Origin of the sequence: Exiguobacterium sp. s130 (assembly GCF_018619055.1) — a bacterium.
In the GTDB taxonomy this organism is placed as follows: domain Bacteria; phylum Bacillota; class Bacilli; order Exiguobacteriales; family Exiguobacteriaceae; genus Exiguobacterium_A.
Window position 1 is genome coordinate 233554 of the sequence record NZ_JACSNI010000004.1, and the last position, 13857, is coordinate 247410.

A 13857-nucleotide genomic window follows, 5' to 3' on the forward strand; every position below is an offset into this window, starting at 1 on the left:
GCCTTCTGCGAGAGGATTATTCAGCTTGACGGTACTCTTCTTCGAGATAGATCCGGTACTTCGTTTCCCAAGCATTTAGCGACACACGCCATAATACAATCGTTGCGATGGCAAGTCCTAACGTAACCGGCCAGAACCACATCGACACGATACCTGCTGTCGAAGCCAGTCCGATCTTTGAGAACAAAACGTACGTCCAAATGATGGATGTACATAATAGGATCGAGACTGGAATCGCGAACTTCCATGGAATGAGCTCGACAGACTGTCGTCGATTGACCTTTTTTGACTGGACTGCTGGGTAACGATACCCCATGAATACCATGAATAACACTTCTATCACGAGTAAAATACCGTACCCATGAATATAGCTAATGCCATGATCCCAGCCGAACAGTTGTTTAAAACCGAAGACGAATAAGTAATACGCGAACACGTGAAAGACGATGACGATTTTCGCTGCAATCGCCGGAATTCGTTTCATGAAAATCCCCATTAATACGATGACGAGAATCGGAATGTTAAAAAATCCTGTAAATTGCCGGATTAAACTCCATAAGCCGTCTGGCGCGTACATCAAGAATGGTGCGATGACGAAAGAAATCAAGGCAACGATCGTTCCGAACCATTTACTGACACGAATCAAATGTTCATCACTCGCCTCTTTCGCAAACACCGGCTGATAGATATCGAGGACGAAAAGTGTCGCAATACTATTTAGCAACGAGTTAAATGAACTGAAGACGGCCCCGAGTAAGACAGCCAAGAAAAATCCCATCAGCGAGACCGGCAGTAACTCCGTGATGAGTCGAGGATAGGATAAATCACCGCTCGTCAGTGTATTTCCATACAAATGATAAGCAATGATTCCAGGAATCAGCATGAAGACTGGAACTAACAACTTCAAAAATCCTGTCATTAAGACTCCTTTTTGACCTTCTTTTAAATCCTTTGCGCCGAGCACACGCTGAATGACATATTGATTTAGTGACCAATAGAATAAATTCGCGAATAAGATTCCCGTAAATATCGAGAAGAACGGAACGGCATCGGTTGAGCTTCCGATTGCGTTCAGCTTCTCCGGTTGTACAGTCGCAATCGTCTTCATCCCTTGAAGGAGATTCCCGTCACCAAGCGCAATAAAGCCAAGCACCGGAACTAGGAATCCAACGAAGACGAGTCCGATCCCATTCAGCGTATCGGAGACAGCCACCGCACGGAGTCCTCCAAAAATCGCATAAATTGCTCCAATGATCCCGACGACCCATACAACTAACCAAAGGGATTGCGTATAACTGAGACCAAATAATTCCGGAACATCGAACAGCTGCAAGACAGCAATCCCACCTGAATAAAGCATCGAAGGAATCGTGACGCACATATATCCAAGCAAAAAGAGTAAGACTGTCATCCGGCGCACCGTCTCATCATACCGGTGACTTAAGTATTCTGGTAATGTCGAGATGCCAAGCCCGAGAAACTTCGGAAGCAGATAGATAGCCATGATGATCGCAGCAAATCCCGCCGTGACTTCCCACGCCATACTCGACATATTTCCCATGAAGGATTGTCCGTTTAATCCAATCAACTGTTCTGCCGACAAATTCGTCAGCAGTAGCGAACCGGCAATGAACACACCGCTTAATCCTCGCCCTGCTAAGAAGTATTCATCGACGCCTTGTGTTTTCCCACGCGTCAATCGGTAGGATATGTAGGCAACGAGCAACATGAAAAACGCTGCAGAACCTAATGTGAAAAATAATTCAGATGTAGTCATGCGTCTCCCCCTATTCTTTATTTATATTTTCCTTTTATGAATATGTATTCATTGATTCCTTTTTTATACTTTTTCAAAACTATATTTTAGAAAACGTTTTTATTTAAAGGAATAAAAAACCACCTTCATTTATAGAAGGTGGTTCCGATTGCAGAAAAATGGGCTGACTCAAAAATGACTCGTCTTCACGCCCTTTCCTCAGGCGAGACACAAGCCAGTTTTCCCGCTCTATTCGAGCAGGAAAACGGGTCTTGTTTGTCTCTGACAGCGCAAAATTGCGCTTTTTCCTGTAGGAGTGGCGTGTAACGTGTCATTCTTCTTTATACCCGGAAAGAGAATCAGAGAAGCGTTTTGTTCACTCGACATCGCTTCCTAGGGAAAAACAAGCAAGAGCGACCCTGCAGCGAAGCGAAGCGGCGCGATGCTTGTCCCAGGAAAACGATTCGAAACGAACAAAAAAGCGCAATCTTTTTCATCAGACTCATCAGAGAAAAATTGCACTTTGTCTTCAATCTCAATCACCTTCATTTGTAGAAGGTGGTTCACACATTATGATTGACGCGGATGTTCTGGGAAGTCCATCTCTTCGTAACGAACAATCGACGTCCGGTTTTTGAATTTGTGTCCTAACCAGAAGGCAAGGAACAACGGAATTCCGACATATGTCGCGGCAATCCCGACCCAATCAATTTGATCAGCAAGGAATGCTGCATAGTTTTGACCAACGATGACAAGGAAACAAAGACCGAATGCAAACAGCGGACCGAACGGGAACGCTGGTGCAACGTAAGGTAAATCTTTCAACGAATGACCTTGTGCAAGGAATCCTTTACGGAAACGATAGTGACTGATCGCAATTCCGAGCCACGCGATGAATCCTGTCATACCTGAAGCATTGAGTAACCACAGATAGACTTGTCCACCAAACATCGATGTTAAGAAACAGAGTGCACCGATTGCTCCTGTTGCAAGCAAAGCGTTACGCGGTACCCCATTTTTCGACACTTTTGCAAAGAACTTTGGTGCATCTCCTTGACGAGCAAGTGTATACAGCATCCGTGTGGAAGCATACATACCTGAGTTACCGGCAGATAGAACAGATGTCAAGATGACGGCGTTCATGAGTGCTGCCGAGAACGCAAGACCTGCTTTTTCAAAGACGAGCGTAAACGGACTAACGGCAATGTCCGTGATGTCATTGGAAACCAAGTTCGGGCTCGTATACGGAATGAGCATCCCGATGACGAAAATCGCAAGGATGTAGAAGAGTAAAATGCGCCAGAAGACTTGTTTGACTGCTTTTGGAACGTTTTTTTTCGGATTTTCCGATTCACCTGCGGCAATCCCGACTAGCTCCGTTCCTTGGAAACTGAATCCAGCAACGAGGATGATTCCGATGACGGCAGGAATACCACCGACGAACGGCGCATCCCCGAGAGCAAAGTTTTTAAAGCCAACTGGTGGCTCCGATGTAAAGACACCGAAAATCATCGCAACACCGACGACTAAGAAGACGATGACAGTGACGACTTTAATCATGGCGAACCAATACTCCGCTTCCCCAAAACCTTTAACGGAGAAGTAGTTCAAGCCGATCATGAGTAAAAGGAATAAGGCACTGAAGTAAAATCCAGGAACGTCCGGGAACCAATACGTCATAACGATTTGTGCTGCAACGAGCTCAACTGCGATCGTGACCGCCCAGTTGTACCAGTAGTTCCAGCCGAGGGCAAAGCCGAATGAGGGATCGACGAATTTTGTCCCGTATGTCGAGAAGGATCCGGCGACAGGCATATACGCCGCCATTTCGCCAAGACTTGTCATTAGGAAGTAGACCATCAGACCAACGATTGCATACGATATAAGTGCACCACCTGGTCCTGCTGCTGCAACGGAAGCACCGGACGCGATGAAAAGTCCTGTTCCGATTGCCCCACCGATGGCAATCATCGACATGTGACGGGCTTGTAATCCACGTTTTAATCCTTCGGCTGTCGAATCTGTTGTTTGTTTCACATCTAGTTTGTTCATTTCGTTCGCTTCTCTCTGTTTAGATTTTTTGAGAGGACACTTTTTGAATGAAAAAACAAAAAGCGCCCTCATCTTCCAGATGGAAGATGAGAACGCAACATAATAAAATGAATGCGCCTCATTCTACCGTCGTGAAAGATAGCTCTCCACAAGTGAGTGATACCCGACTTGTGACAGTATTAGACCTATTCGACCTAATCCCAATCGATCATCTTCAAAGCGATGATTGATTTCGGCAATTCTTCCTTTCAGGTCACTTCATTTGTCGCTTGACGACATCCGTAACCGTACTCTTAAGAACTGCAACCTCCATCCCACTGGTTGAGTGAGAACTGAATTAAATTAGTTATTACTACGCCATATTACACAAACCGCCACGAAATTGTCAATTGCCTTTTTTGAATCTGGGGTAGTAGATGGTAAAAATCCGATATGTTTAGTACACTAAATGATAGAAGTCCACTGAGAGAAAGGATGCTGCTTGCATGCTACAGGAACGTGATTTGCTGACTTACCGACTCGAGGAACAAATGCGTGTCATTCTTCGTACCCTGCGACGTGAACTTAATCGACTATTTGAAGGAACAGCAACCCGAAGCGAATTTTTCATCTTACGGAGTCTTTCAGAAAACGGTCCCCAGCGTCCGACACTTCTTGCGGAACAATTTGAGCTGGCGACGAGTCAAGTCACTGCTTTAACGGATAAGCTCTATAAACAAGGATATGTCACACGGACGCGTTCGACGGAAGATCGTCGCTCGATTGTCCTTGCTTTGACGGATGACGGAGAGCGTGCTTTTCGGGAACTCGAGGTCGTCCGAATAAACTATTTACAAGATCGCTTCGGAACTTTAACAGAAGAAGAACTGGAAACGATGATTCGCGTCTTCGATAAGATTTTACTGACGATGGATGAGGATACGCTCACTTCGTCTTCATAAAAAACGGTAGATTTTCTACCGTTTTTTATGTTTTATCTAAACATTTACCTCTGTCTAACCGTTACCTAGATGAGTATACTGGAGTATATATATGGAAATCTGTTAGCTGGGGAGTTGGGAGGATTTGTTGTCCATCATGAATCAATTCATCATTAACTTTTGTCTACTGTTCACGACGATTACTCTCTTATTCTTACCATTTCGGAATCGACCACGTATTTCGCTGAATTCCAGCTGGAGTACACGCCTCATATTGGGAAGTGTCTGTGGTCTGATTGCAGTTTTGTTGATATTCAATGGCATTCAGATCGATGTCGCCCGTGTGGATTTACGAATCATCCCAGTCGCGATCGCTATGCTATTCGGTGGTTTCCCGAGCGCCATCGTCGCCGGTATAATGATCATCGGGACACGTTACTTTTTGACACCCGTCGATCAAATGGAGGGTTTTTATCTGTCCACACTGATTATCGTCTTAATCATTACGACGATCGGAATCGTACGTCGATTCGTTCATGTCTCGACACGCCATTTTCAATTATTGGTGTCAATTGGTGTTCTCTATTCGTTACCTGCCATCTATATCCTGACAAACAGTTGGTCGACATTCTTTAAAATTTCAATCGCTTATATCTTCTTTAATCTATTAGCTGGCTTTGTTGCTTTTCGACTGCTGACGGAATTACGCCGTCACTTCGAAAACATTCAGTATCAACAAAAACTAGCGATGACGGATGCTTTGACCGGACTTGCCAATCGGCGCCGTCTCGATGATTCACTGTCACTTGTCGGTTCAACGGATCAAGGGTATTCACTTGTCTTGATTGATATCGACTTCTTCAAGCACGTCAATGATACATATGGTCATGACGCCGGAGATGATGTCCTACGTCAACTCGGCATGACACTCGCTTCCTTAACACGACCGGATGACCTCGTCGGACGGTACGGTGGTGAAGAGTTTTTGATCATTTTACCAAGCACTACAGCTAAAGAAGCTCAAAAAATCGCAGAGTTGGCTCGGATGACGGTCGCACGCAACCTGTTCCCGACGGCAGACGTACCTGATCTGCAAATCACGATTTCGCTTGGGATTGCACATTCTAGTGGTTCCCATACGTCTTTAGAAGTATTACAACAAGCAGATAAAGCGTTGTATTACTCAAAAGAAAGCGGACGAAACCGAAGTACGATTTATACGAAGGAACTTGCCTTCCGACAAGCTTGAATACGAGACACTTCCTATCAGGAGTGTCTTTTTCTATGACCTTATTCCGTTTCTTTCGGAAAACCGATGCTTTCAACCGTTCCAAAGACGATCATCCGGCTCAATTGCTCCGCCATATATGCGGATGAATATGGCCGACCGTTTCGTAACCAGGAAATCAATAATCCTAACTGTCCACCAATGACATAGTTCAGTAACAAATCCCGATCGACGAAAGTCGCATCCTCTGCGACTTGGGATCGAAAGACGAGGCGATAATTTTCTTTCAATGTATCAAGAAAACGAGAGATGAACGTTTTGATCGGTCCTTGAACGAGCATCGTCTGATAGAATAATTCATTTTCTTCAATGTGAATGAACAAACGAGCAAAATAATGACTCACCTGCTCGACTGTCGGAAATACGGTGCCTGTACCTGTAATCCGAATCGCTTGTTCGAGCGCCATCATCTGTTCCTCAACGATTTGGTCAAGCAAATCATATTTATCTGTGTAGTGCGCATAAAAGGTCGAGCGGTTCACACCCGCCCCATCCGTCAGCATCTTGACGGTGATGCTCGAAAAGCTGTTTGTCTTCAGTAAACGAAACAATTCCATCGTAATACGGTCACGTGACCGTTTTGGTCGTGGATCACGGCTCTCTTTCATGTGCATTTCACTCCTTTTCCATCATCTTTTTAAAAATGAATCCGTTATCATTTATTTTTCCAACATTTTGTCGGAAATTGTTGGTTGTTTGTTATCTAACTATCCATATAATTAACTATATTAATTACTCCTCCCCCCAGAGGAGTACTTTTTTTGAATCGATTGTACACAAGAAAGGATGCTAACACACTCATGAGTATGAAAAAATTACTAATCATTAATGTCGTTACACTCATCGTTTTGATCGGTGGTGGGGTCGTCGGATACTACTATTACGATCAAGCAACAAGCTATGTCAAAACAGACAATGCGAAAATCGATGGCAAAATGATAACGATTGCTAGCCCAAGCGCTGGTAAATTAACGGACTGGTCTGCTAAAACAGGCGAATCGCTCGACAGCGGTGCAACACTTGGTCACATCATGACTGCGCAAGCTGGACAAAAACCAACAGATCTTTCTGTTTCGATGCCTGCGAAGGCAACGATCGTTCAGTCGATGGCGACAAAGAACGGCTTCGTCGCAGCCGGTACACCACTTGCCTATGGTTTTGACTTAAACGACCTTTGGGTCACAGCGAACATCGAAGAAACAGAAATCGATGAAATCAAAGTCGGACAAACCGTTGACGTATATGTCGACAGCTATCCTGACACGACACTTTCTGGTGAAGTGGAACAGATCGGAATGACGACAGCTTCGACGTTCTCGATGATGCCTTCTTCAAACGGAAATGCGAACTACACGAAAGTCGCACAAGTCATTCCAGTTAAAGTATCACTCTCGCAAGAAAAATCACTCGACATTCGACCTGGTATGAATGTGACCGTCCGCATTCATAAGGATTAAGGAGGGACGTTCATGTCTACTACCTTCTTGTTCGGATATAGTGCGTTCACGATTCTGATCATCATCGGCGTCAACTGGATCGCCCGCCGGAATCGTCAATCCGACATCGCACTGGCCACTGACGGACCGACACTTGAGGAGTCCCTCGAGACGGAACCGACGATGACCGTGACACCACCAGTCGCAGCACCTTCAAAACAAGTATCGACTGAAAACGTCAGTATTCCGAAAGTACTGACGGTCTTACTGATTGGTATGTTCATTGCTATTTTGAACCAAACGTTGATTAATGTCGCGTTACCGGTTCTAATCAATGACTTCAACGTGTCGACGTCCACTGCCCAGTGGTTGACGACAGGTTTCATGCTCGTCAACGGGATCTTGATTCCGATCAGTGCTTTTTTAATGCGCAGTTATACGTTCCGCCAGTTGTTCCTCGCTTCGATGACACTCTTTTTCTTGGGATCAATCATCTGTTCGATGGCGATGAACTTCCCGGTCATGATGATCGGGCGTGTCGTTCAGGCGGCAGGTGCTGGTATCTTAATGCCACTCGGATCAAATGTCTTCATGACATTGTTCCCACCGCATAAGCGTGGCGCTGCCATGGGAATGCTCGGAATCGCGATGATTCTCGCTCCAGCAGTCGGACCAACGATCACGGGATATGTCATCCAAAACTATGATTGGCACGTCATGTTTTATGCGATGTCGTTCTTTGGATTAGTGACATTGCTACTCGGTACGGCTTGGTTCCGACTGACACAGCCACTCTCGAAACCTTCTTTTGATGCACTTGGTGTCTTATTCAGTACGATTGGGTTCGGCAGCCTCCTTTATGGATTTAGTGAAGCTGGGAATGACGGTTGGGATAGTCCGATCGTCATCAGCTCAATCGTCATCGGTTTAATCGGAATCGCTGCTTTTGCAATGCGTGAGCTGTCGATGGAAGATCCGATGTTGAATATTCGTGTGTTAAAGGTTCCGGAATTTTCGTTCACCCTCTTCATCAATGTCATCGTCACGATGGCGTTGTTCGGTGGGATGTTGCTTTTACCGATTTACCTTCAAAGCATTCGCGGTTTTTCACCGGTCGATTCAGGTCTTCTCCTTTTGCCCGGATCACTAATCATGGGAATCACCGGACCGATTGCTGGTCGTTTATTTGACCGCTTCGGTATCCGTCCGCTCGCCATCTTTGGTTTAACATTGATGACGTACGGGACATGGGAATTGACGCAATTGAACATGGATACGTCGTATTACTCGATCATGGGAATCTACATGGTTCGGTCATTCGGAATGGCGTTCATCATGATGCCGATCATGACTGCCGGAATGAATTCCTTACCGATGAAGATGATCCCACACGGAAACGCGACGCAAAACACACTCCGGCAAGTCGCTGGATCCATCGGAACAGCGATTCTCGTCACTGTCATGACACGTCAAACGACGGCTCATTTGGCAGACGACGCGAATCAGTTCACGACTCTCGACCCGACGCTTTCGCAACACTTAAACGACCTCGGACAACAGCTGGGTAGTTCACAAGCCGCTTCGATGAGCTGGTTTACGACGTTGACGAAACAAGCAACGATTCAAGGGATCACCGACGCGTTCTGGATTGCGACCGTTTTATCTGCGCTCGCATTGATTCTGTCCTTCTTCTTGCACGGAAAAAAAGAACCAAATCTGGATTGATTCATGAAAGACCAGTTGATGTCATATCAGCTGGTCTTTTGCTATACTTCGTGAAAAGTTCTTCTTTGCACTTCTCTCTTAAAATCGATACACTAGGGACAATGAGTTTCATATCTAAAGGAGATGCTTTATGGTTGCCTTTCTGCAATTTTATGCGTTTATCTTTGCTTGTTGTTTTGCTTGGCAAGTCGGTCGACCATCGCCTTGGTCGCAAAAGATTTTTCGCGCTTTTTTAACAAGTGTCAACGGGCTCTTCGTCTTTGCACGTGCCTCGATTTCAATCTTTTTGTTAGTTGGACCACTATTACTCGTCACATATCTTATTTTTCCACGGTTAATCACTTTTGAAAATGGTTTAGCGATGGTGATCAGTGTGCTCGTCATCGGTCTGGTCGATCGTCTCGTCAGTCTCGTCGTCCTACCACTCATGCGTTCCTTTTTCTTAAAACGTCAACGCGTCATGCCACAATCGGTGGAAATGGTGCTCTATACGATGGCAATGGCTGTCTTGCTCTTCATTCAGCTTCATGCTGTTCCTGGCGTTCAGATTCATGTAGCATTAACGCTTTTCCTGGGATTCACGATTTATTTCGCCCATTATTTATTTGCGTTGTACCGGATTCGTCTCATGAAAAAGAAACTAACGACTGTTGCTCAAGAAGAGGAACGAAAAGCTTCTTAATACAAATTCAACGAAAGATGATTTCCTCTTGGGAATCGTCTTTTTGTTTTCCCACAAATAACATTGACAATGATAATCGTTATCATTTATAGTGAAAAAGTACTCAGTGAGGAGATGAAACGGATGCATGTTCAACAAGTGATTGAAACACGCCGGTCCATCCGGTCCTATACGGAACAACCAGTTCCGGTCGAATTAGTAGAGATATTACTCGAAACGGCGATGTATGCTCCGAACCATAAGCTACGAGAACCTTGGCGTTTTGTTCTCGCGATCGAAGAAGGACAAACTCGGTACGTCGATGCTTTGATGGAGTTACTGACAGCGCGTGGTCAATTCGAGACGAAAACGTCTGAACAACGTCAACAGGCTGAACAAAAATTACGGGAAGTCCCGGTTTACTTAACGGTACTTTGTCAGGTACAAGGGACACCGGATCAACAGTTAGAGGATACACTCGCAACAGCTGCCATGATTCAAAATCTACAGTTGGTGGCGACAGAGCGCGGTCTTGGTTGCTGCTGGAAGAGTGGAAAACATTGGTTTACACCAGAATATGCTTCACTCGTTCACGCTTCAGAAAACGAACGGGTTCTCGGCGTCATTCAAATCGGCTGGCCAGCCCTCGTTCCACCTGTCAAACCGAGAACGTCCCTGAAGGACAAGTTGACGCACTTTTAAGAGGTGCGCATTCTGCGAGCTACCCCTGCTCGCGCCAATCAAGCCCCAATTCAAAATAAAAACGTTCCGATGACGTCTCTCTCCCCAAATGGAGACGCAATCGGAACGTTTTTTTGTGTTCATACCGACGTTTTCGTATAGACAGGTGCTTCCGGAATCGTGTCATATAACAAATGATCGACAATTCGTTTGGTTGCTTCCCCGTCCTGATACGTAAAGAACTGATTCGCGAACGTCTCGATCTTCTGCGTATCGAATTGCCCGCGTTTAATCCAAGCGATGACGTCTTCGAACGTCGAGACGATCGGTCCCGGTACGAAGGATTCATACGGGAAATAGAAATCGCGCTCTGCTTTGTACGACTGCAGATCGTTAACAAGGAAAATCATTGGCTTCTGCAACAAGGCAAACTCGAAGATGACAGATGAATAATCCGTGATCAGAATATCCGCAATCTGCATCAGATCATTGATGTCCGGATAGTCTGTCATGTTAATGATTTGATCCGAATACGCGTCCGGTACGATTGGTGGATTAAGAACAAACGGATGCATGCGAAGCAAGAGGACTGTATCCGGTCCAAGCTCACGACGAAACTTCTCAAAATCGAGCTCTTGATCGTAATGTGCTGTCGTCTGTCCGTTTCCACGGAACGTCGGAGCAAGTAAGATGATTCGTTTCTTACGCCATTCTGGATATCGGTCATACAACTTTTCTCGCACACGGGCTTGGCGTACTGTATTCAGTAGTTGATCCGTCCGTGGAACCCCTAACGGATGAATCCGTTCCTGTGTCATTCCGAAAGCATCCGCATATGGTGCGACGCAGGCTTCACCGGAAACATAGACCTTGCTATAATTCCGGTGAATCTGGACCATCTTCAAATAATCGTCATCCGGCGAATAGGATTTATCAAGAACACTATAACCAAACTTTTTAAAGGCACCACATGCATGCCACAGCTGAATGACTTCTGTTCCTTTCCGTAAGGACGAGACATATACAGGATAATAATAATCATCGATGATGAAATAACGGGCAGTCGCTAATTCATACGTCGCTCGCATCATGTGGAAGACGTATTGAATTTGTCCCACCAACGATTGAGGAAATCGTTTCAACAAAAAAACGTATTCATATCCTAAATCGCGTCGCTCTAGTTCATCGTAGACGGCACGAAAGTTATCGACGAGACGATCGGAACGATAGGTCGCAAAAACGACTTTCTTTGATTGGATCGGCAGTCGCTTCGTCAACCAATATGTCATAGCAAGCAAATAGTGGACCGTCCGTCGTTGCAATAACCGAATTTTTTGTTTCATAGACGATTCTCCTCTTTTTCAGCGCATATCATCACATGCACCATTCCATGACCGTCTTTCCGAAGCGATTCGTTAAATCGTTTTCAAACGCTTTATGAATATCTTCGATTTGTCGGATTTGGAATACGCCTGAAACCAGATTCGATAGATAGGCTGGAATGTCCGGATGGGTTTGATACAATTCCATCGTCCGTGCGAAATCAGCCGGTGTACTTCGACTTGATCCGTAGACACGCAGTCCTTTTTCAAGAATCATCCGCGTGTTGATCGCGACGGCATCTTCTGACACACCGAGCAATGCCATCGTGCCTTCTGGAATAATGTAATCGATCATCTGATTGATCGCATATTGGCTACCGATTCCACCGACGCATTCGAAACCGTGGTTGAAGGAGACATCAGCTGGAATCTGGTCGATGTGATATGTCTCGTCCGCAAACGAGAAGTAGTCGAGCTTCGACTGGGTTTTACCGAAGACGAGTAGTTTTGCTTCCGGATATAATTTACGCAACAAAAGTGCCGTGATGAAACCAAGATTTCCATCTCCCCAGACACCGAACGTCTCCCGGCGCGGGTGCGCAATCTTTTCAAAGCGAGTTAAGGCATGGACCGATACACTGACAAGTTCAGTGAATGCCGCGACTTCAGGATCAAGATCAGCCGGTACCTCAACGAGACGGTCTGCTTTCAAGAACACATAGTCTTGCATATAGCCGTCGTATCCACTCGAACGGAAACGACTCGTGCGCAGATAGTTTTCACCAATGATATCATCTTCTTCCGTCGGTGTATTCGGCACCATCGCGACGAGTGCTCCCTTCTTGAATGTACCACTTGGATCATGCACGACTTTTCCGATTCCCTCATGAATCATCGCCATCGGTAATTTTTTCGCCAATACTTCCGCACTACGACTACCTGTGAAATAGCGTTGATCCGCGTGACAAATCGATAAATATGTTGGACGCACGACGACACGATCGGTATTCAAAGACCGCTCATCATACGTCACTTCGATCTGACGCGGGGCGACGAGTTGATAGACTTGATTAATCATTGATGAATCCGCTCCTTCAAGATAGCATTTGCGATCCGTAGGTCATATGGTGTCGTCACTTTAATGTTGAACAGTTCTCCTGTGACGAGCGCCACATCTTCTCCTTTCAGAAGAAGAATCTTACACGCATCCGTCAAAATCGCCCGTTCTTCCGTTGAAAGCGACTCATAATGCGATTTTAACTTCGTGATTTGGAAGCTTTGTGGCGTTTGTCCTTGGTACATTTGATCCCGTACTGGAATATCCGTGATCGTTTTGCCGTTCGTTGACGCGACGATCGTATCGATCGCTGAAATGACCGTGTCGCATGAACCGAACTCTTGCGCGGCTTCAATATTTTCCTTGATGATGCGGTGCGTCAGGAACGGACGGACGGCGTCGTGTGTGACGATGATGTCTTCTTCAGACAGACCGTTTTTCTCTTCAATCCAGTTCACCGCTGCCATGATTGATTCATTTCGATCTTGTCCACCCGGTGTAATGATAAGACGTTCATCTTTTCCGATGTATTTTTCCAAAATATCGCGTGTATAGTTAATCCAAGCAGTCGGTGTGACGATGATGATGCGGTCAAAATCTTCATGTAATAAAAATTTTTCTACTGTATGGACGATGATCGGACGTTCTCCGATCGATAAGAATTGTTTCGGGCGATCGACATTCCCCATTCGTGTTCCTTTTCCTCCAGCTAAAATGGCTGCATAAATCATCTTCTGACGCAGTGTCTCGTTGCCTGTTACAAACGAGACGACCTGCTTCCCTCCCTTATGAAATAATCGGATTTCGGTTTTCTCTCCCTATCGTTCAGGGTATGTGTAATGATGCAGTCTGTATTGAAGTGTTATTTTACAAAAACACAAAAAAATAAAGAAATCCCTATTAATTTTAATGTCTCACGATATAATGAGTGGTGATTTCTAGTTTCACTATACTATGTT

Annotated in this window: 12 protein-coding genes and 1 riboswitch; of the genes, 6 read left to right on the forward strand and 6 right to left on the reverse strand. The window is 45.3% G+C overall.

All coding sequences use genetic code 11. From position 1 onward, the window contains the following. Positions 1-16: 16 nt before the first annotated feature. Entirely contained in the window at positions 17-1777 is a 1761-nt protein-coding gene (locus tag HZS85_RS12240) for a solute:sodium symporter family transporter (RefSeq protein WP_214856270.1), read from the reverse strand. A gap of 549 nt (positions 1778-2326) precedes the next feature. Beyond that, positions 2327-3808, reverse strand: a complete 1482-nt coding sequence (locus HZS85_RS12245; protein WP_214856271.1) for an amino acid permease — start codon at positions 3806-3808, stop codon at positions 2327-2329. Positions 3809-3939: 131 nt separating this feature from the next. Continuing rightward, positions 3940-4128: riboswitch (Lysine riboswitch) on the reverse strand. 165 nt (positions 4129-4293) lie between these two features. Between HZS85_RS12245 and HZS85_RS12250 the strand changes: the two genes are divergently transcribed. Both HZS85_RS12250 and HZS85_RS12255 read left to right on the forward strand, forming a co-directional pair. Continuing rightward, complete coding sequence (locus HZS85_RS12250; protein WP_214856273.1) at positions 4294-4749, forward strand: MarR family winged helix-turn-helix transcriptional regulator; 456 nt, start codon at positions 4294-4296, stop codon at positions 4747-4749. Between the two features lie 136 nt (positions 4750-4885). Next, positions 4886-5977 (forward strand): diguanylate cyclase, encoded by a 1092-nt coding sequence (locus HZS85_RS12255; protein WP_251137971.1) that lies wholly within the window; start codon positions 4886-4888, stop codon positions 5975-5977. Positions 5978-6018: 41 nt separating this feature from the next. Here the strand turns inward: HZS85_RS12255 and HZS85_RS12260 are convergent, their stop codons facing one another. Next, positions 6019-6624: a TetR/AcrR family transcriptional regulator gene (locus HZS85_RS12260; RefSeq protein ID WP_214856276.1), complete on the reverse strand. Its 606-nt coding sequence runs from the start codon at positions 6622-6624 to the stop codon at positions 6019-6021. Positions 6625-6816: 192 nt separating this feature from the next. On the opposite strand from HZS85_RS12260, the gene HZS85_RS12265 reads away from it, so the two are divergent. From HZS85_RS12265 to HZS85_RS12280, 4 genes are all read left to right on the forward strand, one after another. Then, on the forward strand, positions 6817-7473 hold the full coding sequence (locus tag HZS85_RS12265; RefSeq protein WP_035411497.1) for an HlyD family secretion protein: 657 nt from the start codon (positions 6817-6819) through the stop codon (positions 7471-7473). 12 nt (positions 7474-7485) lie between these two features. Next, the gene (locus tag HZS85_RS12270; protein WP_214856277.1) at positions 7486-9177 is read left to right on the forward strand and encodes a DHA2 family efflux MFS transporter permease subunit; all 1692 of its coding nucleotides are present in this window, start codon (positions 7486-7488) and stop codon (positions 9175-9177) included. Between the two features lie 130 nt (positions 9178-9307). After that, on the forward strand, positions 9308-9859 hold the full coding sequence (locus HZS85_RS12275; RefSeq protein WP_214856278.1) for a hypothetical protein: 552 nt from the start codon (positions 9308-9310) through the stop codon (positions 9857-9859). 123 nt (positions 9860-9982) lie between these two features. Continuing rightward, the gene (locus HZS85_RS12280; protein ID WP_214856279.1) at positions 9983-10540 is read left to right on the forward strand and encodes a nitroreductase family protein; all 558 of its coding nucleotides are present in this window, start codon (positions 9983-9985) and stop codon (positions 10538-10540) included. A gap of 119 nt (positions 10541-10659) precedes the next feature. Here the strand turns inward: HZS85_RS12280 and HZS85_RS12285 are convergent, their stop codons facing one another. From HZS85_RS12285 to HZS85_RS12295, 3 genes are read right to left on the reverse strand one after another with little or no spacing between them, the layout of a single operon-like run. After that, positions 10660-11862, reverse strand: coding sequence for a CDP-glycerol glycerophosphotransferase family protein (locus HZS85_RS12285; protein ID WP_214856280.1), 1203 nt, complete (start codon positions 11860-11862; stop codon positions 10660-10662). A gap of 31 nt (positions 11863-11893) precedes the next feature. Further along, positions 11894-12919: a ribitol-5-phosphate dehydrogenase gene (locus HZS85_RS12290; protein WP_214856281.1), complete on the reverse strand. Its 1026-nt coding sequence runs from the start codon at positions 12917-12919 to the stop codon at positions 11894-11896. Further along, entirely contained in the window at positions 12916-13629 is a 714-nt protein-coding gene (locus tag HZS85_RS12295; protein WP_214856283.1) for an IspD/TarI family cytidylyltransferase, read from the reverse strand. Before HZS85_RS12295 ends, HZS85_RS12290 begins: the two co-directional genes overlap by 4 nt. Positions 13630-13857 lie beyond the last annotated feature (228 nt).